Source organism: Solibacillus silvestris, assembly GCF_051967575.1.
GTDB classification, from domain to species: domain Bacteria; phylum Bacillota; class Bacilli; order Bacillales_A; family Planococcaceae; genus Solibacillus; species Solibacillus silvestris_B.
On record NZ_JBQCJW010000017.1, the window covers coordinates 1 to 22121 of the forward strand.

The following is a 22121-nucleotide window of genomic DNA, read 5'->3' on the forward strand; positions in this document are numbered from 1 at the left end:
AAATAAAACAGACAATAAATTAAGAATCAAAAAAATCACGTGGAAATACAAATTTACTTGAGTTAATCGACAGTCTCGTTTTTCCGCTTATTCATTGAAAAATCACGTTTTTAGATGTATTTCAGGTGAATAGACGGAATTTTTCCTTCTATTTTAGTCTTTATTAAATGAATCCCCCATATAAGCGGAATTTCTCCGGCTATTTGCAGAAGGGTTCTCATTTTTGGAGGCATTTCAGGCTAATAAAGGCATCCTTTACCGCAATTTCATCGAAAAGGTAACAGACCAGACCGACTCCTGCTTAAATTTTCTCCTGCCGCCACAACCCCATATTAAGCAAAAAAGTCTGCCCGCATAGTTATGCAGTGCAGACTTCTTGGTTTTATTTATCCTCGTGCAAGCCACGAAGCAATGCATCGATTTTATTGCCGTATTCGATTGCTGTATCGAATTCGAATGCCAGTTCAGGTGTGCGACGCAAGCGAATGCGAGAGCCGACTTCCGAACGGATGAATCCAGACGCTTTTTCTAAAGCCTGTAATGATTCGGCACGCTCACGGTCATTGCCCAACGATGTAATATAAACAGTTGCTTGCTGCAAATCGCCTGTTACTGCCACATCTGTAACCGTAACAAAACCTACACGCGGGTCTTTAATCTTGCGCGCAATGATTTCAGTAATTTCTTTTTTCATTTGCTCAGCAACTCGATTGGAACGTAGAGACATAAATGTCACCTCATTTAACTTGCGTAATTGATTTAAAACTTGCCACAATATGTGGGCTTTATAAATATTCACGATAAAAATCCAACTGCTCCCATTGCGGATTTGACTGTAAAAAATGGACCGCATGCATAAGCTCCCGTTCAGCCGCTTCTTTGGAAGAAGCAACTGCAACGAGCGCAAGCCTTGTGCGTTGCCATACATTTTGATGGTCAATTTCAGCGACAGATACATTAAATTTTTGTTTCGTGCGTGTTACCATTCGTTGCAGAACGGCACGCTTTTCTTTTAATGAGTGGGCAGTCTGAATGATGAATTCAATTTCTGCATATACAATCATTATTTACGAACAATTTCTTCCATTACGAAGGCTTCGATAATGTCGCCTTCTTTAATGTCGTTGTAGTTTTTGATTGTAATACCGCACTCATAACCTTTTGCTACTTCTTTTGCATCATCTTTGAAGCGTTTTAATGAATCCAGTTCGCCTTCAAAAATAACAACGTTTTCGCGGATGACACGTACACCGGCATCACGGACGATTTTGCCTTCAATCACGTATGAACCTGCGATTGTACCCACTTTAGATACTTTGATAGTTTGACGAACTTCCGCCTGGCCAACGATTTTTTCTTCGTATTCTGGATCAAGCATCCCTTTCATCGCCTGCTCGATTTCTTCAATCACTTTATAGATAATGCGGTGTTGACGTATATCTACACCTTCCTCATCCGCAGCGCGTTTAGCGTTCGCATCTGGGCGTACGTTGAAACCGATGACGATGGCATTCGATGCAGCTGCAAGAGAAATATCCGATTCTGTAATCGCGCCCGCACCTGTGTGGATAATTTTTACGTTAACGCCTTCTACATCAATTTTCATTAATGAAGAAGCCATCGCTTCCACAGTACCTTGTACGTCTGCTTTTACGATTAAGTTTAGTTCTTTCATTTCGCCTTGGCTCATTTGTTCGAATAGGTTATCAAGTGTTACACGCTGTTTTTCAGAACGTGAAGCTTGGATTGCTGTCATTGAACGAGATTCACCAACTTGACGAGCTGTTTTTTCGTCTTGGAATACAACGAAACGGTCGCCCGCTTGCGGTACTTCATTTAAGCCTGTAATTTCCACTGGCATTGAAGGACCTGCCGATTTAATTCGACGGCCTAGATCATTGACCATTGCACGTACACGACCATATGCATGACCGACTACGATTGGGTCTCCAACACGCAATGTACCGTCCTGAACTAGAAGTGTCGCAACAGCACCACGACCTTTATCAAGTTGTGCCTCGATTACTGTACCGATTGCAGAACGAGTCGGGTTTGCTTTTAATTCTCCTACTTCAGAAACTAATAAAATCATTTCTAGAAGTTGGTCAATCCCTTCACCTTTTAATGCTGAAATTGGAACAAAGATTGTATCTCCACCCCATGCTTCAGGAACTAAACCGTGCTCAGTTAATTCTTGCTGCACACGGTCCGGATTGGCAGTTGGTTTATCCATTTTGTTGATTGCTACGATAATTGGTACTTCTGCAGCTTTCGCGTGGTTGATCGCTTCAACTGTTTGAGGCATTACCCCGTCATCTGCAGCTACTACGATAATCGCGATATCAGTAATTGATGCACCGCGCGCACGCATTGTTGTGAATGCTGCGTGTCCGGGAGTATCGAGGAAGGAAATTTTCTTTCCATTTACTTCAACTTGGTATGCACCGATATGCTGTGTAATACCGCCTGCTTCACCCGCTGTTACTTTCGTTTTACGGATTGAGTCAAGCAACGATGTTTTACCGTGGTCAACATGTCCCATAATTGTTACAACTGGCGGGCGCTCTTCTAAAGCATTTTCATCAACTTCTATAATTGAATCATCGAAGTACGTATCTAAATCCGTTTTGTCGATACGGATTTCTTCTTCAACTTCCACACCATAGTCTGCACAGATTAACTCGATTGCATCCTTATCCAGCTCTTGGTTAATTGTTGCCATTACACCAAGCATGAATAACTTTTTAATAATTTCGGATGGCTCGCGGTGTAGTTTTTTCGCAAGTTCAGCTACTGACAAGCTCTCATAGAAAGTAATTTTTTCCGGTAATTCCTTTTGTACCATTGGTTGTGGCGCTGGGCGGTGTGTACGGCGTTTACCACCGTTAATGCCCGGCTTTCTGCGTTGTTGATAGCCACCTTTATTTTGTGTGTTGCCGCCTTTATTATTACTGTTGTTTTGGTTGTTGCCGCCTTTGCGGTTATTGTTGTTATTTTGAGTCATATTTCGATTTTGGTTACCTTTTTCATTTCTTTGTTTTTCGCCTTGTTGCGATTTTGTTTGCCCTTGGGCGTTTGTTGCTTTGTTCGGTTGTTGGTTAATTGAAGCGGATTGTGGACGATTCTGCTTTTGATTATGCTGCACTTTTTTCTGCCCTTGTTCACCACGTTTAGGTGTTGCGTTTACAGCTTTGGCAGATGATGTTGCAGGAGAAACTTTTGCTGGTTCCGCTGCTTGCTTAAAGACAGAATTTAGTTTTGATACCGCCTGCTCATCGATTACCGCCATGTGATTTTTCACTGGCAGATTCAATTTTGCAAGTTGCTCAATAACTTCCTTACTTGTTTTACTTACCTTTTTCGCATATTCATGAACTCTTACTTTGCTCATCTGCTCACCCCCGATTAATTTTCGTTGAGTAGACTAGACATTTTTTTAGCAAATCCGCTATCAGTAATAGCAATCGCTACACGGGCTTCCTTTCCGGTAGCATGTCCAAGATCATATCGATCCCCAAAAACATAATACTCAACGTTATAAAACGTACATTTATCTTGAATCTTTTTACTCGTATTGTTCGAAGCATCCGAAGCTAAAAAAACAAGCTTTGCCTTCCCGCTGCGGATTTCTTTAATGACGAGCTCTTCTCCAGAGATTGTTTTTCGTGCACGTGCTGCTAAGCCCAATAGCTGCAGCAACTTAGGGTTTGTCATAAAATTGACTCCCTGCGGATAAGAGTCAGCAACTCTTCGTACACCTCGTCAGGTACTTTTGCATCAAGCTGGCGATCTAAAATATTCTTTTTGCGTGCCATTTCAACAGCTTGTTCTGATTTGGAAACATATGCCCCGCGACCAGATTTTTTACCTGTAATATCCACACTCACTTCGCCTTCTTTTGAACGAACGACGCGAATCATTGACTTTTTTGGCAACATTTCACCTGTTGCCACACATTTGCGTAAAGGAATTTTTTTATTAACAACCATTTTGCTCACCCTCCTTGCAAAATCATTCCAATCGATGACTTATTCTTCGTCATCGCCGTATAGATCAAATTGTACATCTTCGTCATCTTCGCGTGGAACGAATGTGCTCGTTTCTGAAGGATAGATTCCTAATTCGCGCGCATCTGTCTCACTCTTAATGTCGATTTTCCAGCCTGTTAATTTCGCCGCTAAGCGGGCATTTTGACCGCGCTTGCCGATCGCCAGCGATAATTGATAGTCCGGAACAACAACAGTTGTCGACTTTTCTTCTTCATTTACTTGAACGTCCAGAACTTTTGATGGGCTTAATGCGTTTGCAACGAATACGACCGGATCTTCTGACCATTCCACAATGTCAATTTTCTCGCCGTTTAGTTCATTTACAATCGTTTGAACACGTGCACCTTTTGCCCCAACACATGAACCTACTGGATCTACTTCTTCATTGTGTGCATAAACCGAAATTTTTGAACGGTCTCCCGCTTCACGCGCAATTGATTTGATTTCGACAGTGCCATCATAGATTTCCGGAACTTCCATTTCAAATAGGCGGCGCAGTAATCCAGGATGTGTACGAGATACGATTACTTGCGGACCACGTGTCGTACGCTCAACTTTTGTAATGTATACACGGATGCGGGATGTCGGCTTATATACTTCACCTTGGATTTGCTCGTTTACTGGTAATGCCGCTTCCACTTTACCGATGGACACATAAATATTGCGTGCATCTTGGCGTTCAATCACTCCAGTGACGATATCATCTTCACGATCTACATATTCCTCATAAATTAAACCACGCTCTGCTTCGCGAACACGTTGCGTTACAACTTGCTTTGCCGTCTGTGCCGCGATGCGCCCGAAGTTTCGCGGTGTTACTTCTTCTTCTACGATGTCGCCAATTTCATAAGCTGCATTAATATACTTCGCATCTTCCAACGCGATTTCCAAGCGATCGTCTTCTACTTCTTCCACTACGTCTTTACGAGAATAAACAACCATTGAACCTGTGTCTAAGTTCAGGTCGACACGAACATTTTGCGCTTGGTTGAAATTACGTTTATACGCCGTTACTAAAGCCGCCTCAATCGCTTCAATTATTACATCTCTTGAAATACCTTTCTGCTCTTCAAGGGCAGTTAGGGCATCTAGTAATTCACTACTCATTTTGTTTTCACTCCTAAATTTGCTTATCTGAAAAATCGATAGCAAGACGTGCTTGCGCAATTTTTTCTTTTTCAATTTGTACTGTTACTTTACGTGTTTTTATGCGGAATTCGATCTCTAAATATTCGTCTGTATATGCGCGTAAATAACCATAGAATTCTTTTAAATCCTTTACTGGTTCATATGTTTTCACATAAATATAGCTGCCGATTGCCTTTTCAAAGTCCTGCTGTTTTTTTAATGGACGTTCAGCTCCTGGAGAAGAAACTTCTAAATAATAGTTTTGCTCGATTGGATCATTTTCATCCAACTTCTCGCTTAAACGCTCACTTACTTGCGCACACTGCAAAATATCAATGCCGCCTTCTGGTGTGTCAACATAAATGCGAAGGAACCAGTCGCGTCCTTCTTTCACGAACTCGATATCAACTAATTCTAAATCAAGCTCTTCCACAATCGGTGTCACTAGCTCTTCAATGATCGACGTAACTTTGCTCATCGTATCCTCCCTAGCGTCTTTGTTTGTAAAATCATGATGTTATTTATTAAACAAAAGACGAGTTTTCATTGAAAAAAATTGGCTCAATTACATATCGACGTAATTGCATCCAGATTTTTTAAGCCCACAGGACGTGGGTTAGTCAGCCGTTGAAGCAGGATGCGGCGTTTTCAGGCTGACTTCCTTTTTGTTTTCTTTTTAAAATCTGCCATATCCGCCAAAGGCATTTCTCGATTCAGCAGGTGTTGAGACATATGCTGAATTGAGGTAAATAGTTGTGTAAACAACAGAAAAGAGCGGGAAACCCCACTCTTTTGCTGGCGAACTATCAACAAATTATTACATTCAGCATAGCATAAAGGCTTACTGAATGCAAATTTTGCCTATTGACACATATCATTTACGGCATTTTAGCTAAACTGCAGCAAAATCCGCAAAACCTGACCCTTATATACGCATCATTTAGAATAAAGAAAGCTGGTTTGCATCTGGCATCCCTTCTAAGCAGCCAAGCTCATCCATATACTCGATCAACGTTTTTGATACACGACCACGCTGCTGCAAATCTTCTTTCGATAAAAATTCTCCATTTTTACGAGCTTCGACAATTTGCTTCGCTACGTTTGTACCGAGTCCTGGAATTGCATCGAACGGTGGGATTAATGAATTGCCTTCGATAATAAATTCACTCGCCTGTGAACGGTATAAATCCACTTTCTTGAAATTCATCCCACGTTCACACATTTCAAGCGCAATTTCCATAACCGTCAGTAAACTTTTTTCTTTCGGCGCCGCATCGAGCCCTTTCATATTAATTTCGTCTATTTTTTTACGAATCATAACAGAACCCTGTGTCATCGCAATTAAATCGAAATCCGATGCACGCACTGTAAAATAGGCCGCATAGTAAAGGATTGGGTGATGGACTTTGAACCATGCAATGCGCACAGCCATTAATACATATGCTGCTGCATGGGCTTTCGGGAACATATATTTTATCTTTTTGCACGAATCGATATACCATTCCGGCACTTTTTTCGCGCGCATCTCTGCTTCCATTTCATCGGTTAAGCCTTTTCCTTTACGCACCGATTCCATAATTTTAAACGCAAATGATGGTTCTAAATCTTGATAAATCAAATAAACCATAATATCGTCACGACAGCCAATTACTTCTTTTAATACACATGTGCCGTCTTTAATAAGCTCTTGCGCATTCCCTAGCCATACATCTGTACCGTGGGACAGACCGGAAATTTGCACAAGTTCGCTAAACGTTGAAGGCTTAGTTTCTTCCAGCATTTGGCGCACGAATTTTGTTCCGAACTCCGGAATTCCGAGCGTTCCTGTCTTCGTGCCAATTTGCTTTTCCGTCACCCCAAGCGATTCTGTCGAGCTAAAAATTTTCATCACGATCGGATCATCCGTCGGTATTGTTTTTGGATCGATTCCCGATAAATCCTGCAGCATGCGAATTACAGTCGGATCATCGTGTCCAAGTATATCGAGCTTTAATATATTGTCATGTATCGAGTGGAAGTCAAAATGAGTCGTTTTCCACTCCGCATCTTGTGCATCCGCCGGGAACTGCACCGGAGAGAAATCATAAATATCCATATAATCAGGTACTACGATAATACCTCCCGGGTGCTGTCCTGTTGTACGTTTTACGCCTGTACAGCCTTGCACTAGACGGTCAACTTCTGCATTTCGATATGTGATGCCATTGTCGCTTCCGTATCCTTTTACATAACCATATGCTGTTTTTTCCGCAACTGTACCAATCGTCCCCGCACGGAAAACATAATCCTCGCCAAACAGCACTTTCGTATAGTTATGCGCATTTGGCTGATATTCGCCGGAAAAATATGACGATAGGTAAGCATTTGAAGTTATCGCCAGCTTTTCCCCCGTCCCGCACCGTGCATGAGGCTTTCACACTCACACGGCGCTCCATCGTTAGTTTTGTTGAGTTTAAAGACTAAGCTTTGGATTTCCTACTTCCGTTCTTAGCCTGTTTAATTTGTTTAATGCTTTTACTTCGAACTTACTTATTATCTTTCGGTAATCTTTATTCATTAATAGGTCTGAATGATGAATGAGCATGTGATACTTTTTATTGATAATAATTAAATTATCATATTCATCCGTGCCGCCTTGAGCTGTTGGTTTCCTATGGTGACATATCGCTTGATGAGGAGTTAGCCGTTCACCTGTAATACCACAGCAACCTTTTTGGGCTACATATTTAATTAGACGGTTGTTTTCATACAGAGTACTTTTTGATTTATATATCCCTTTACAAAACATTTCAATTTCTCTAACAGACACTTGTTTTAAATCTTTATGAATTACTTTCCTATCAAATCCCTTGTAAATCGTGAATTCAGGCTTTCGCTGTCCTCGTATATCATGTCGAACCGCTTCGATAGGATAGACCAGTAATCCATTGCTTTTGAAACGTGGATAATTGTAATCTCCATAAAACTTATCAATAACTCCATTTGTTTCTTTTGTCTTCACAAAAATGTTTCTAAATAAGAGTGATTTGATATTCGGATGAACATTATGCCTTATTTCATTAAAGTCCTGCGATATTCGGGTCGCAATCTTATAATAGTTTTGCAACCCTAAGATATTCGCATTAAAGTTCATCACCTTTTGTGGAGTAGGGTTTTTCCTTAGCTTCACCAATTGATGCCTAATAACACCTTGCACCTTTTCTTTTGCTTTGGGGTCCATTTTCGAATTGACGATGTATCCCGTTTTCGAATTTCCCTTTTGTACCGCTCTAAACCGAATACCTAAAAAGTTTGTACCGTTTTTACGCAAATTTGTAATCTTACTTTTTTCATCACTAATCATTAACCCTAGTCGTTCCTTTAGCCATTTCTCAACAGCTATTTTAATTTTTCGGGCATTTTCATATGAATTCGTGAAGATTTTAAAATCATCTGCGTATCGAACTAAATACATGGGCTTCAGTCCCGTATTTTTAAGAACATCTGTTTTATTGCGTTTTAGCTTATAAGGTACTCGTGTCGGTTTCGTTTCCCATTGATTTGAAATCCACCAATCCAACTCGTTTAATACTACATTGGCAAGTAGCGGAGATAAAATTCCTCCTTGGGGCGTTCCTTTCGTTGGTACTCCTTCACCTGTAATTTCAGCTTTCAGCATCTTTTTGATGATTACTAATACTTTTTTATCCCTAATACCAATCGTCCATAATTGTCTCATTAGCTTTTTATGATTTACAGTATCGAAGAAACCTTTAATATCGATATCAACGACAAAATGCTGATGACTATGATTCACCATATGATAGCATCTTGCGAGTGCATCATGTGTACTTCGCTTCGGTCTGAATCCATAACTTTGTGGATTGAATTTCCCCTCTGTAATTGGTTCTAATACTTGTAAGAACATTTGCTGTATTAGTCTATCCTCAATCGTTGGGATACCTAGAGGTCGCATCTTTCCATTAGGCTTTAGTATAAACAACCGTCTAACTGCGTGTGGTGAATAATTTTCCAGTCTTTTTCGAACAAGTTTGATTAGTTTATCAGCATTCATTTTGTTCAAGTGTTTAATTGTGTGTCCATTTGTCCCTTTCGTTTTACTACCTGTATTACTTTTCAGGTTTCGAAAGGCGAGTTGAATGTTTTCTTCAGAAATAATTAATTCATAAAGGTCTGTGAAATATCGACCACTTTTACTTTCCTCATAAAGATTATCAAAAGTTGTTTGTAACCCACAATATTCATTGTTTCTTAACTTTTGTATCATTAAGTCAGCCAACTAATTACTCCCTATGAGCTTTCGTTCTCTTTAGTCATACTAGAATCTGACTTGTGTAGGTTTCTTTTCAACACTAACGACTTGTGCCCTTCCCTCAGAAATGTTTTTTCCTCCGACCTATTTGTTATTCAGTCATCACTGGCATTTCATCATCGGTACTACGGCACTACTGCCACTCCAATAAAGTAAGTTATAGCTTTTCGCTTTTCCTTACACCGTCGTCCTCGACATGCAACTGTCTCTTACGTTCGGAGCTTCACACGTTCCACTATTTCTATCTGTACATCTTTCCTTAGGTTCCCCCTAAATTCCGCTAGGCTTGCATGTGCCTGTAACACATGATGGATTTTCATAACCAAACGCTTACTCATCCACACCTAGAAGTCCTCATAGACCCCGCAGCATTTCTACTGCGTGATATTCACGAAAAGTCAGTCGAGGGTTCGTCCCAGTGATTCTACTGATTCTAACCATAGAAAGTTTATAGACGCCAGACCTATCATTCACGGGATTGCTCCCTTTCCACAGCCGTACTGTTTGGGTGAACTTCAGCCTACTTTAACGAGCTTCATACAAGTTTCAGTTTTGCAGTCATCTGCTTGCATGTCGTAGCTTCAGCGAGTGCGTTTCGGGGCGTTACTCCGTCATTCCACACTTTAAAATAGCAGTTCTACCAGTAATAGGGTGGCTAGTCTTTTCAACTAGCAACGTGTCACACTCAAATCGATATCAGGTACTTTGTCTCCCTTGAATCCAAGGAAGGTTTCGAACGGGATATCTTGCCCGTCTTTTTTGTACTGCGCTCCACATTCGGGACATTCTTTGTTCGGCAAGTCATAGCCGGATGCGACCGAACCATCTGCGATAAACTCAGAATGCTTACAATTCGGACAAATATAATGCGGCGGCAATGGGTTCACTTCCGTAATTTCCATAAATGTCGCAACGAGTGACGACCCGACCGAACCACGCGAACCAACTAAGTAACCGTCAGCCAATGATTTTTTTACGAGCTTCGCGGAAATTAGATAAATTACGCCGAACCCATGCCCTAAAATCGACTTTAATTCCTTATCAATCCGGGCTTGCACAATTTCCGGCAAATTTTCGCCGTAAATGCTATGTGCCATTTCATATGTCAAATTCGTCACTTCATCGTCCGAGCCTTCAATCTTTGGTGTATATAAGTCATCTTTGATCGGTTTCACATCGCCAATCATATTTGCAACAAAAGTTGTATTTGTCACGACAACTTCCTTCGCCAGATCAGGCCCTAAAAAGTCGAATTCCTTCAGCATCTCATCAGTTGTTCGGAAATGGACTTTCGGTAAAGGGTTCCGGTTTAATGGATTTGCCCCACCCATCGAACCGACTAATATTTGGCGGAACTTCGCATCTGTTTCATGCAAGTAATGGACATTTCCTGTCGCGACAACCGGCAAATTCAGTTTTTTGCCTAGTTTGATGATACGGCGGATAATATCTTCCAGCGCCCATTCATCATGAACCGTGCCTCCATCCACTAATTGTGAATACACCGGCTTAGGCATCACTTCCAGATAATCATAGAATTTGGCGATACGCTCGGCTTCTTCCTGTGTTTTATTCATCATCGTTTCAAATAGTTCACCATTCGAGCAGCCGGAGCCGACAATCAAGCCTTGCCTTAGTTTCTGCAAATCCGAACGACGAATTCGCGGCACTCTGTAAAATGTTTCGGTATGGGATATCGAAATCAGTTTGAATAAGTTTTTCAGCCCAGTATCATCTACCGCCAAAACCGTGCAGTGGCTGGGGCGCGCTTGCTTATACCCTTCTTCACCGCCAACATGTTCATTCATTTCCATTAAGTTTTTAATGCCCAAATCAGCCGCCTGCTTTAATAAATGCAGAAATAATTCCCCGGTTGCTTCAGTATCGTAAATTGCACGGTGATGCTGTGTCAGCTCGATATTATATTTTTTCGTCAACGTTTTCAAGTTATGCGATTTTTGGCCTGGGTTCACGAGACGGGAAAGCTCGACCGTATCAATACCTGGGTGACGAACGTCAATGCCCGCATTTTTGTATGCCACATATAAAAAGCCTAAGTCGAACGCTGCGTTATGCGCTACGACAACTCCGTCACCAATAAAATCATGGAATTCACGAATGACATCATTAAGTTCTGGTGCATTGACGAGCATATCATCTGTAATATGTGTTAATTCAATAATTTTCGCGGTTAGTTTACGATGCGGATTTGAGAATCGTTCAAACGTATCGATGACTTGGCCATTTTTTATTTTCACGGCTGCCAGCTCGATAATCGTGTCATACACATTCGAAAAACCGGTCGTCTCCACGTCAAATACGATATACGTTGCATTTTCCAGATCCGCATCAATCGGGTCGTATACAATCGGTTTCCCGTCATCGACCAAGTTTGCCTCCACCCCGTAAATGACTTTAATACCATTTTTCTTGCCGGCAGCATAAGCTTCCGGGAATGCCTGAACAACAGCATGGTCTGTAACCGCAATCGCAGGATGTCCCCATTTTGCAGCTTGAGCAACAAGTTTATCGACAGATGTCATCGCATCCATCTGACTCATTGGTGTATGCAGGTGAAGCTCTACACGCTTTTCGCCTTCCGGTGCATGGTCTTTTTTAGGTTCATGCTTGATTTCATTAATGTCTTTTACCATCATGACTAAATCACGGGCAAATGTATCAAGCTGGATCGATCCCCGAACACGAACCCACATGCCTTTACTGATCTGGTTCATTTTCACGACGTCTTCATCGCCATTTGAAAACATTTTTACGAGCAGTGAATCTGTGTAATCGGAAATTTTCAATTCCAATAAGGAACGGCCGCTTCGCAGTTCCTTTACTTCACATGCAAAAATAAAACCTTCCAATACAATCGAACGTTCCTCTTCCAAAACAGTGCGAATTTCCACAGGTTCCGGATTTTTAATTAGCGCACCGATTTGGAATGGTATATCCCCGTTTGATACAGCACCCGGATTATTAGCCTTCTCTTTTTCACGCGCTGCAAAATCTGCCATTGCCTGCTTTGATAGGCGCTCTTCCTCTTCTTGCCGCTGCTGGTAAAACGCTTCCTGCTGTGCGATAAATTCTTCGGACTCTTCAACAAGCTGGAACTCTAGCGGGATATGCGGGAAACCGAACGACTTGTAGGAATCGGCAATTTTATCCGTATACTTTGATTTCAACGATAAATATTCCACTTCCAGCATTGATGTAACGACAAGCTTATGCCCTGTCCATTTTGGTGTTTGCTTCATTAAATTTTCACGCAGCAATGGCGACATTTCATCCATTTGCTCGATTACTGCTTGCCAATAATCCAAAATATGCTGTTCATTGACGACTGGATTATGCGACTCAATCGTAAGCAAGACGTTGGCGATATGCGAAAATTTCTCTGCCATCCGCATACGTAATAATTGATACACTTGATATGGCAATATATTTTCAATGTTAATTTTAAAATGCCAAACCCTTTTCTTTTTATGAACGGTTACACGTTCGAGTGTCCCATTTTCAAAAAAGGACATATAAACATCATCAGTCAACTCAAGCTGCTGGATTAATAGTAGGAATTTTTGTCTTCCTTCCTGTTTTGACAATTGTTTCACCCTTTCTTCTAATATAAAAAAGCGCTAAAGCATCCATTTGACCCCGACAAGCTTTGGCAGCTCAGCGGTGAAAAAGAAAGGAAAGTACATATTGCTTGTACTTTCCCGTTCTTTGTATGTTCAGCCCAACTTAATTTTGGCGGAAATATTCGTTTAGGCGATCTACCACTTCTTCTTTTGCCCATTCTGCCGATTCGCCAGTAGCGCGGAATTTCACTTCTACTAAGCCTTCCGCAGCCTTTTTCCCTACTGTAATACGAACAGGCAGGCCAATCAGATCAGCATCTGCAAATTTTACACCTGCACGCTCAGTACGGTCATCATACAACACTTCATAACGATATGATTTTAATACACCGTAAAGCTCTTCCGCTAATTGTACTTGTGCCTCGTCCTTTGTATTAACCGGTACTAGCTGCAAATCATATGGAGCTAATTGTGCAGGCCATACAAATCCGTTATCATCTTGGAAGTGTTCAGCAACAGCGGCCAGCAAACGGGATACCCCTATGCCATAGCAACCCATAATGAATGGTTGTGCTTTCCCTTGTTCATCTAGAAAAGTAGCATTCAGTTTTTCTGAATAAGTTGTACCTAATTTGAAAATATGCCCAACTTCGATTCCTTCAGCAAATTTAATAATTCCTTGACCGTCCGGAGAAGGGTCTCCCTCTTGAATAAAGCGAATATCTTCATAAGAGCTGATTGCGAAGTCGCGCTCAGGATTCACGTTCAACAAATGGAATCCATCTTCATTTGCGCCAGCGACACCATTACGGACTGACTTGATCGCATTATCGGCAATGACTTTAACGTTTACCGGCAATTTCACAGGGCCGATTGAACCTGGTGGACAGCCCAGCAATTCTTTGATTGCTGCATCTTCCGCCAATTCTACTTGGTTGGCACCTAATGCATTTTTTAATTTAATATCGTTAATTTCGTGATCGCCGCGTGCTAAAACAACGACAAGCTCATCATCAATATTGAATACTAATGTTTTAATGACATTCGATTGTTCAACATTTAAAAATGCTGAAACTTCCTCAATCGTTTTTTGGTCCGGTGTTTCGATTTTTTCGATTTCTTTCATAGGCGCTGTAGGTGTTGTATATTCCACAACAACTTCCGCCATTTCAATGTTTGCTGCATAATCCGACGTGTCCGAATAGGCTATCGTATCTTCGCCAATTTCAGATAATACCATGAATTCATGTGTTCCTTTACCGCCAATTGTCCCTGCATCCGCAATTACGGCACGGAAATTCAGGCCAAGACGCGAGAAAATCTTAGAGTAGGCACGGTACATATCATCGTACGTTTCATCCAAGGATTCACGTGATCCATGGAAAGAGTAAGCATCTTTCATAATGAATTCGCGACCGCGCAATAAGCCAAAGCGTGGTCGTTTTTCGTCACGGAATTTACTTTGGATTTGGTAAAGCGTCAATGGCAGTTTTTTGTATGATTTCACTTCATCGCGCACTAAAGTTGTAATAACTTCCTCATGTGTGGCACCTAATGCAAAGTCTCGGTCATGACGGTCTTTTAAGCGCATCAGCTCTGGTCCATATGCCTCCCAACGGCCGGACTCCTGCCATAGCTCTGCTGGCTGTAATGCAGGCATTAATAGCTCGATCGAATTGATCGCTTCCATTTCTTCACGGATGATTTGCTCGATTTTCGATAAAACTTTGCGAGCCAATGGTAAGTATGAATATACCCCCGCCGCGTTTTGGCGGATAAATCCTGCACGCAATAACATGCGATGCGATTTTACGTCTGCATCGGCTGGATTTTCCCTTAAAGTAGGGATAAACGTTTTCGTCTGTTTCATAAATAGTGCCACCTTCTTTAGTTAGGAATATTCTATATTTTCATTTTGTCTCCGCTGCAGCCAATGAGTGGACAATACTCACTAGTCTGGAGGAATTGCTACTTCTATAATACTAATCAAATTTAGCTTTGAACGCTAGTATTATTCATACAAAACGCTCAAAGCCGCCATTTTAAAACGTATTTTGTTTAAAAGAAGAAACGCTGTATATCATTCCATGTAACAACGACCATTAATATCATCAATAATACTATACCGACAAAATGGACCAATCCTTCTTTTTGACGATCGATCGGCTTCCCTCTAACTGCTTCTACAGCAAAGAACAGCAAGCGTCCGCCATCAAGCGCCGGCAAAGGAAGTAAGTTCATAATCCCGAGGTTCACGCTCAGCATCGCAGCAAAGTATAAAACATTGTATAAACCGAATGTGACGACTTTTTCCGTTGTTTTATAAATGCCTACCGGACCTGATAATGCATCGATCGAGAACTGTCCTGTAACAAGCTGACCGACAAGTGTGCCGATTAAAACGATCATATTATAAGTTTTTTCCGCTCCATATACCACTGCTTGCAGAGGATTTTTTTCCAATATAGGCCTTACACCGATCTGCCCGTATGTAGAGCCGTCTTCTTGCTCTATTAAATTTGGCGTAAGCTCAATAATTTCGTTCCCTGTTGCGCGTTCCACTTCAAACGTAACCATTTTATTCGGATTGTCATATATTAGCTCGGATAATTGCTCCCATGTGGAAATCGCTTCCCCGTTCACCCTCACCACTTTATCGCCATCGACCAAACCTGCATTGCTCGCAACGGAATCGTTTACAACTTCAGCGATAATCGGTTCATCAGAAGGTATGCCTTGAATAAGCGCGATAACGAAAAAAATGAAAAATGCCAAAATAAAGTTGAATAATGGACCGGCGAAAATCGCCATTGCACGAGCGCCAACAGATTTCGAATTGAACTGGCGATCTATCGGGGCAATCATTTGCTCCATCCCGTTTTCAGCAACTATCGCTGTACGCGACACATTATAGCGTACGAATTGATCATCTTCGTCATAGCCTTCAATCCAAAGCTCGCGTTCTAAATCAGCGCGCTCCACTTCCAAAAATACGACATTTTGATAATGTGTTTTTTGGTTGAGAACGATTTTTTCTACAATATTTTCTTCATTCGTTATTAAAGCTACGCGATAGCCCGGCTGCAATTCGACCGTATCGGTATCCTCGCCTGCCATCCGTACATATCCGCCAATCGGCAAAAGACGTAGCGTATAAATGGTTTCGCCTTTCGTCATACCAAAAATTTTCGGCCCCATACCGATCGCAAACTCGCGTACCATAATCCCCGCGCGTTTCGCAAATAAGAAGTGACCTAGCTCATGGAAAAAAACAAGTGAACCAAAGATTAAAATAAAGGCAATAACTGTCTGCATAATCTCCCACCTTCATTGGAACTGGGCTGAAATTTTTTGCCCAATCTTTTCTCGCTTCAAAATTTTCAAGAAAATGCGCTGCTTATACATAACATGAATGTCCACGTTATTATGTAATGACACACCCTTTTCTCGTACTTCACTATTTTACCATGCTTGCCACTGTTTTTCTCGTTTCACTGTCTACATGTAAAATTGTTTCTAAATCCGGCAATGCGATATTGTTATGACTATTCATAATGCGCTCAATACATTCTTCAATTTCCAAAAATGTGATTTTCTCCTGCAAAAACAGCGCAACAGCAGCTTCATTTGCCGCATTCATCGCCGTTAAAATCGTACCGCCCATGCGTCCTGCATCATATGCAAGCTTTAATGCACGGAAGCGGTCAAAATCCACTTCCTTAAAATGAAGCTGTCCAATTTCGGCTAAATTTAAACGTTGGCCGTTCGTGAGCGGCAAACGATCAGGATAGCTTAAAGCATACTGAATCGGCACCCGCATATCCGGTGTGCCAAGCTGTGCGATCAAACTCGTATCTTCATATTCCACCATCGAGTGAATAATGCTTTCGCGATGGAGCAATACATCAATATTGTCATACGGCATATTGAATAATACATGTGCCTCAATAACTTCAAGTCCCTTATTCATCATTGTAGCGGAGTCAATTGTGATTTTCGCGCCCATTGACCAGTTCGGGTGGTTCAATGCGTCTTTCACTGTAACACCGACTAATTCGTCCCGTGTTTTATCACGGAATGAACCGCCGGAAGCTGTTAAAACAATCCGCTCAATACGCTTTTTGTTTTCGCCGTTCATCGACTGAAAAACAGCGGAATGCTCGCTATCCACCGGCAAGATCGGTGCATTGTATTTCTTCGCTTCCGCCATGACGAGATGACCGGCAGTTACAAGTGTTTCTTTATTCGCGATTGCAATCGTTTTCCCCATCCGTATTGCAGCAAGTGTGGACTCCAGCCCAACACTGCCTAGTACCGCATTGATGAGCACTGTCGAATCAGGATGTGTTGCCACTTCAACCAATCCCTTTTCTCCGTATGTAAAGGAAATATGGGGAAACTCCTTTTGCAATGTGCTTGCCGCTTCCTCAGTTTGCATCGAAACTAACTGTGGTTGCAATTTTTTAATGATTTCACGCGATTTTCCGATATTTTGCCCTGCAGAAAAAGCAACAAGTTGAAATTCGTTCGGATGCGCTAGTAAAATATCAAATGTTTGCCATCCAATAGAACCTGTTGCACCTAATAAACTAATTTTCTTCACAATGATACGTCCCTTCTATGTCCTAGGAAAAGAAATGTAAAAAATGCAGTAATGGTACGACAAATAATAAACTGTCAAAACGATCCAATATGCCGCCGTGTCCTGGCAGAATATTGCCTGAATCTTTTACACCATAATGACGTTTAATAGCTGATTCGACTAAATCACCCATTTGTCCAATGATCGATGCAATTATTGTCACAACGATTAATTGCAGCCAGCTTGAAGCAAAAGGGTAAATAAGCTGCATTGCGATGGCGAAACATACCGCAATGACAATCCCTCCAACAAAACCTTCAATCGTCTTTTTCGGTGAAATTTCAGGCCATAATTTATGCTTGCCCAATTTTCGGCCAACAAAATAGGCACCGGAATCCGTCGTCCATACGACAAGCAATACAAACACGACATATTCCACTCCGCTGAAACGGGTTTCGATAAAATAATGGAAGCCGAGTCCTACATAAAACGCGCCCAGCAAAATAAAGCCGATTTCATCAAACGTCATTTTATTTTTTACGAGTACAATATAAATTAACAATAATGCGGCGATTCCGTACACGATCATCAATGTTGATTCATATTGCAAAAATTCAACCGCTTCATTTGACCATTCATTTGGCACAACTAATAGTATTAATGCAAGTGTTCCTAAAATCCCAGGAACAGATGCAATGGAAATTCCTTTCATTTTCAATAATTCATAGAAGCCGATTACCGCGATAATACTCATTAAAATCGCAAACGGCGCCCCTCCATAAATTACGAATGGAATAAATAATGCTGCAGCAATTACTCCAGTAATGATGCGCTGTTTCAATTCGTTCCTTCTCCTTTCAGCCCTCCATAACGGCGGTTACGGTTTTGATACACGGAAATTGCCTCTTTTAAACATGTTTCATCAAAATCGGGCCAATGTGTATCTGTAAACCAAAACTCCGTATAAGCAAGCTGCCATAGCATAAAATTACTAATGCGCACTTCGCCGCTTGTGCGGATCAGTAAATCCGGTTCAGGTAAATGAGCCGTCATCAAATGCTGTGAAATATGTTGTTCATTTAATTCGTCAATTGCCAGCTTTCCTGCTTCCGCATCTTTCATCAGTTGCTGCATCGCCATTACGATTTCCGCGCGTCCACCATAGTTCATCGCAAAATTCAAGATTAATCCCGTATTCCCTTTTGTCGCTTCCATCGCTTTTTTTAAAGCCGATTGTGTATGATCCGGCAATGAATCCATAACGCCAATCATTTCCACTTTAATATTGCGCTCCATCAGCTCTGGTAAAAAGGAAGTTAAAAATTGCTCTGGTAAGCGCATTAAAAATTCAACTTCTGATTTGGGGCGTTTCCAATTTTCCGTTGAAAATGCATAAAGCGTTAATACCTTTACCCCTATATCACAAGCACAACGTGTAATTTTACGAATGGTTTTCATTCCTTCATGATGCCCTGCAACCCTTGGCATCGAACGCTTTTTCGCCCAACGTCCATTTCCGTCCATAATAATTGCAATATGGGTAGGAATATCCTCTCCCTTAACTAAGTCCACACTTTCATCACTGAATGGTTGCTCTTTACTTGTATTTTTTCCAAAAAGTTTTTTAAACATAGTTAATTCCCCCAACTGCACAGATCGGACTGCTTCCCTCTTCATCATATCAAAAAAGGGGTAGCCTGTCCTTCTTATATTCATGAACTTCCTCTTTGATCTATAGAAAAATTGTTCTTCTCTTAAACTTCATATGTATCCATTCCACATTTCATACTTCAAATCATTATGTAAAAATGGGTTAAGGCATGTGTTTCTTTATATGTAGCTAAAGCCCCGGCAAAGATTTTCCAAGGACAGGGGTTTATAATTTCCTTAACCATTAGAAAAACGTCCTTACTAGCAGGACGTTTTAATCCATTTAAAGTTCATCCAACAACAGAAAAAGATTTCGCGCCAGTAAATATTAGCGCGAAATAAAAATTCAAGAAGAAGGTCAATGACACCGCGGTGTCATTGCGTATGGAATTCGCCAGAGGCTTTAACTTCCCTCAGCAGGCGTTCGGACACCTGCAAAAAAGTTAAACTGTTAAAATTTCTTTTTCTTTTTCTTTCACTAGCTCGTCGATTTTTAAAATGGAGTTATCCGTCAACTTTTGGATATCTTCACCAAAGCCGCGTAGTTCGTCTTCTGTAATTTCTCCATTTTTCTCTAATTTTTTCAAATCATCGTTTGCATCTCGACGCACATTGCGTACAGCAATTTTTGCTTCTTCCGCTTCTTTTTTAACTTGTTTCACTAATTCTTTACGGCGTTCCTCTGTTAAAGCAGGCACTGCCAAGCGAATTACATTTCCGTCATTTGTCGGTGTAATTCCGATATCTGAACGCATAATCGCTTTTTCGATTTCGCCTAAAATTGATTTGTCATATGGCTGAATAACTAAAAGACGTGCTTCTGGTACAGCAATACCTGCCATTTGGTTGATCGGTGTCGGTGCGCCATAATAGTCCACCGTAATACGATCCAATAATGAAGCATTCGCTACACCCGCACGAATTGATGCTAATTCACGTGAAAAAGCACCAATCGATTTTGTCATTTTTTCCTGTGCTTGATTTAATACTTGTTGAGTCATTATGCATCTCTCCTAACAACTGTTCCAATTTTTTCGCCCATTACGGCACGTTTAATATTACCTGGTTCCGATAAGTTGAATACAACGAGCTTAATATCATTATCCATACATAATGTTGAAGCTGTAGAATCCATTACTTGTAAACCTTGTTGAATAACGTCCAAATACGTAAGTGTGTCATACTTAACTGCTTCAGAATCTAATTTTGGATCTGCCGAATAAACGCCATCCACGTTGTTTTTCGCCATTAAAATTGCATCTGCATTAATTTCCGCTGCACGCAGGGCTGCTGTTGTATCTGTTGAGAAATAAGGATTGCCTGTCCCTGCCGCAAAAATAACAACACGCGATTTTTCTAAATGGCGAACCGCTTTACGTCGAATATATGGCTCTGCAACTTGTGTCATGACGATGGACGATTGAACACGTGTCGGAACGCCCAGATTTTCCAGCGAATCTTGTAATGCCAATGCATTCATCACTGTCCCTAACATGCCCATATAGTCTGCATTGGCACGTTCCATACCCATTTCAGCACCGATTTTTCCGCGCCAAATGTTTCCGCCGCCGACAACTAATGCAACTTCTACGCCCAAGTCGATGACATCCTTAATTTCTCCAGCGATCGATTTAATTACTTCTGGTGAGAAACCGAAGCCTAATTCTCCAGCCAATGCTTCCCCGCTTAGTTTAATTACTACTCGTTTGTATTGTGACACACTCATAGTAAACCTCCGTTACTCATTTATTTAAAAGAAATACTATACAATAACATCCTTTGTACACTATTCCGTTTGCTTCTACTATAGATTTCTTTAAAAATAGGGAACACGCAAATGGTGCTCCCTACTGTTTGCTTAAATTAGCTGTAATTTAAGTTGTGATTTAATTAGTTGTTACCTTTAACTTGGCTCATTACTTCTTCAGCGAAGTTATCTTCACGCTTTTCGATACCTTCACCAACAGCATAACGAGTGAAGCTTGTTACAGTAGCACCTAATGAGTTTACGAAGTCGCGTACTTTTTGATCTGAGTTTTTAACGAAAGCTTGGTCTAATAAGCATACGTCTTCGAAATATTTACCAAGACGACCTTCTACCATTTTCGCTACGATGTTTTCTGGTTTACCTTCGTTTAACGCTTGCTCTGTTAATACTTTGCGCTCACGTTCAACTTCGTCAGCAGAAACTTCGTCACGAGAAATGTAAGTTGGGTTGATTGCAGCAATATGCATAGCGATATCTTTTGCAGCAGCTGCATCTGTAGAGCCTTCAAGAACTACTAATACACCAATACGTCCGCCCATGTGCAGGTATGAACCGAATGCATCTGCATCTGATTTTGTTTTGATTTCGAAACGGCGTAAAGAGATTTTTTCACCGATTGTAGCTGTAGCTGTAGAAATTTGATCAGCAATTTTCACACCGTCTTTTTCTAACTCTAAAGCAGCTTCCACTGATTCTGGTTTAGCAGCTAATAATTGCTCAGCTAAAGAAGAAACTAAAATTTGGAATTTGTCATTTTTCGCAACGAAGTCTGTTTCAGCATTAACTTCAATTAAAATTGCTTCATTACCTTTTTCTAAAATGTAAGTTGTACCTTCAGCAGCGATACGGTCAGCTTTTTTGCCTGCAGCAGCTAAACCTTTTTCACGCAGGAAATCGATTGCAGCATCGATATCTCCGTTAGTTTCTACTAAAGCTTTTTTACAGTCCATCATACCTGCGCCTGTTTTTTCGCGTAATTCTTTTACTAATTGTGCAGTAATGTTTGCCATGTTGAGTTTCCTCCTAAATATAATGAAAAATTTATTTACAC

Annotated in this window: 16 protein-coding genes and 2 pseudogenes; all 18 read right to left on the reverse strand. The window is 41.1% G+C overall.

The features are described from left to right. Window positions 1-382: 382 nt before the first annotated feature. The 18 genes and pseudogenes from rbfA to tsf all read right to left on the reverse strand — a co-directional run bounded on the left by rbfA (window position 383) and on the right by tsf (window position 22080). Window positions 383-727, reverse strand: coding sequence for a 30S ribosome-binding factor RbfA (gene rbfA, locus ACTHOQ_RS11550; RefSeq protein WP_440496301.1), 345 nt, complete (start codon window positions 725-727; stop codon window positions 383-385). A 58-nt stretch (window positions 728-785) separates the two neighbouring features. After that, entirely contained in the window at window positions 786-1064 is a 279-nt protein-coding gene (locus ACTHOQ_RS11555) for a DUF503 domain-containing protein (RefSeq protein ID WP_440496302.1), read from the reverse strand. Next, complete coding sequence (infB, locus tag ACTHOQ_RS11560) at window positions 1064-3391, reverse strand: translation initiation factor IF-2 (RefSeq protein WP_440496303.1); 2328 nt, start codon at window positions 3389-3391, stop codon at window positions 1064-1066. The genes ACTHOQ_RS11555 and infB overlap by 1 nt, the downstream gene beginning before the upstream one ends. 14 nt (window positions 3392-3405) lie before the next feature. Further along, the gene (locus ACTHOQ_RS11565) at window positions 3406-3714 is read right to left on the reverse strand and encodes a YlxQ family RNA-binding protein (protein ID WP_440496304.1); all 309 of its coding nucleotides are present in this window, start codon (window positions 3712-3714) and stop codon (window positions 3406-3408) included. Further along, window positions 3711-3989, reverse strand: coding sequence for an RNase P modulator RnpM (rnpM, locus tag ACTHOQ_RS11570; protein ID WP_440496305.1), 279 nt, complete (start codon window positions 3987-3989; stop codon window positions 3711-3713). The genes ACTHOQ_RS11565 and rnpM overlap by 4 nt, the downstream gene beginning before the upstream one ends. Before the next feature lie 39 nt (window positions 3990-4028). Beyond that, a complete protein-coding gene (nusA, locus tag ACTHOQ_RS11575; protein ID WP_440496306.1) occupies window positions 4029-5156 on the reverse strand; it encodes a transcription termination factor NusA in 1128 nt (375 codons plus the stop codon). A gap of 13 nt (window positions 5157-5169) precedes the next feature. After that, entirely contained in the window at window positions 5170-5655 is a 486-nt protein-coding gene (gene rimP, locus ACTHOQ_RS11580) for a ribosome maturation factor RimP (RefSeq protein ID WP_440496307.1), read from the reverse strand. Between the two features lie 462 nt (window positions 5656-6117). Then, window positions 6118-7521, reverse strand: a pseudogene (locus tag ACTHOQ_RS11585) (PolC-type DNA polymerase III); the annotation flags it as partial. A 108-nt stretch (window positions 7522-7629) separates the two neighbouring features. Then, the gene (gene ltrA / locus ACTHOQ_RS11590) at window positions 7630-9456 is read right to left on the reverse strand and encodes a group II intron reverse transcriptase/maturase (RefSeq protein ID WP_440496308.1); all 1827 of its coding nucleotides are present in this window, start codon (window positions 9454-9456) and stop codon (window positions 7630-7632) included. 716 nt (window positions 9457-10172) lie between these two features. Continuing rightward, window positions 10173-13094 (reverse strand): annotated as a pseudogene (locus ACTHOQ_RS11595) (PolC-type DNA polymerase III); the annotation flags it as partial. A gap of 139 nt (window positions 13095-13233) precedes the next feature. Beyond that, a complete protein-coding gene (locus ACTHOQ_RS11600) occupies window positions 13234-14940 on the reverse strand; it encodes a proline--tRNA ligase (RefSeq protein ID WP_440496309.1) in 1707 nt (568 codons plus the stop codon). Between the two features lie 188 nt (window positions 14941-15128). Next, window positions 15129-16385, reverse strand: a complete 1257-nt coding sequence (gene rseP / locus ACTHOQ_RS11605; protein ID WP_440496310.1) for an RIP metalloprotease RseP — start codon at window positions 16383-16385, stop codon at window positions 15129-15131. A gap of 142 nt (window positions 16386-16527) precedes the next feature. Continuing rightward, window positions 16528-17673 carry a 1-deoxy-D-xylulose-5-phosphate reductoisomerase gene (dxr, locus tag ACTHOQ_RS11610; RefSeq protein WP_440496311.1) on the reverse strand — a complete coding sequence of 382 codons (1146 nt, stop codon included), beginning with the start codon at window positions 17671-17673 and terminating at the stop codon, window positions 16528-16530. 22 nt (window positions 17674-17695) lie between these two features. Beyond that, on the reverse strand, window positions 17696-18493 hold the full coding sequence (locus tag ACTHOQ_RS11615; RefSeq protein WP_440496312.1) for a phosphatidate cytidylyltransferase: 798 nt from the start codon (window positions 18491-18493) through the stop codon (window positions 17696-17698). Next, window positions 18490-19284 carry an undecaprenyl pyrophosphate synthase gene (gene uppS, locus ACTHOQ_RS11620; protein ID WP_440496313.1) on the reverse strand — a complete coding sequence of 265 codons (795 nt, stop codon included), beginning with the start codon at window positions 19282-19284 and terminating at the stop codon, window positions 18490-18492. Before uppS ends, ACTHOQ_RS11615 begins: the two co-directional genes overlap by 4 nt. A gap of 461 nt (window positions 19285-19745) precedes the next feature. Then, window positions 19746-20303 (reverse strand): ribosome recycling factor, encoded by a 558-nt coding sequence (frr, locus tag ACTHOQ_RS11625; RefSeq protein ID WP_440496314.1) that lies wholly within the window; start codon window positions 20301-20303, stop codon window positions 19746-19748. Continuing rightward, the gene (gene pyrH, locus ACTHOQ_RS11630; protein ID WP_440496315.1) at window positions 20303-21028 is read right to left on the reverse strand and encodes a UMP kinase; all 726 of its coding nucleotides are present in this window, start codon (window positions 21026-21028) and stop codon (window positions 20303-20305) included. The genes frr and pyrH overlap by 1 nt, the downstream gene beginning before the upstream one ends. A 164-nt stretch (window positions 21029-21192) precedes the next feature. Then, window positions 21193-22080, reverse strand: a complete 888-nt coding sequence (tsf, locus tag ACTHOQ_RS11635; RefSeq protein ID WP_440496316.1) for a translation elongation factor Ts — start codon at window positions 22078-22080, stop codon at window positions 21193-21195. Window positions 22081-22121: the final 41 nt, after the last annotated feature.

Excerpts from the sequence above, each read along its gene's own strand:
- rbfA (WP_440496301.1), bottom strand. The coding sequence starts at position 727 with ATGTCTCTACGTTCCAATCGAGTTGCTGAGCAAATGAAAAAAGAAATT.
- ACTHOQ_RS11555 (WP_440496302.1), bottom strand. The coding sequence starts at position 1,064 with ATGATTGTATATGCAGAAATTGAATTCATCATTCAGACTGCCCACTCA.
- infB (WP_440496303.1), bottom strand. The coding sequence starts at position 3,391 with ATGAGCAAAGTAAGAGTTCATGAATATGCGAAAAAGGTAAGTAAAACA.
- ACTHOQ_RS11565 (WP_440496304.1), bottom strand. The coding sequence starts at position 3,714 with ATGACAAACCCTAAGTTGCTGCAGCTATTGGGCTTAGCAGCACGTGCA.
- rnpM (WP_440496305.1), bottom strand. The coding sequence starts at position 3,989 with ATGGTTGTTAATAAAAAAATTCCTTTACGCAAATGTGTGGCAACAGGT.
- nusA (WP_440496306.1), bottom strand. The coding sequence starts at position 5,156 with ATGAGTAGTGAATTACTAGATGCCCTAACTGCCCTTGAAGAGCAGAAA.
- rimP (WP_440496307.1), bottom strand. The coding sequence starts at position 5,655 with ATGAGCAAAGTTACGTCGATCATTGAAGAGCTAGTGACACCGATTGTG.
- ACTHOQ_RS11600 (WP_440496309.1), bottom strand. The coding sequence starts at position 14,940 with ATGAAACAGACGAAAACGTTTATCCCTACTTTAAGGGAAAATCCAGCC.
- rseP (WP_440496310.1), bottom strand. The coding sequence starts at position 16,385 with ATGCAGACAGTTATTGCCTTTATTTTAATCTTTGGTTCACTTGTTTTT.
- uppS (WP_440496313.1), bottom strand. The coding sequence starts at position 19,284 with ATGTTTAAAAAACTTTTTGGAAAAAATACAAGTAAAGAGCAACCATTC.
- frr (WP_440496314.1), bottom strand. The coding sequence starts at position 20,303 with ATGACTCAACAAGTATTAAATCAAGCACAGGAAAAAATGACAAAATCG.
- pyrH (WP_440496315.1), bottom strand. The coding sequence starts at position 21,028 with ATGAGTGTGTCACAATACAAACGAGTAGTAATTAAACTAAGCGGGGAA.
- tsf (WP_440496316.1), bottom strand. The coding sequence starts at position 22,080 with ATGGCAAACATTACTGCACAATTAGTAAAAGAATTACGCGAAAAAACA.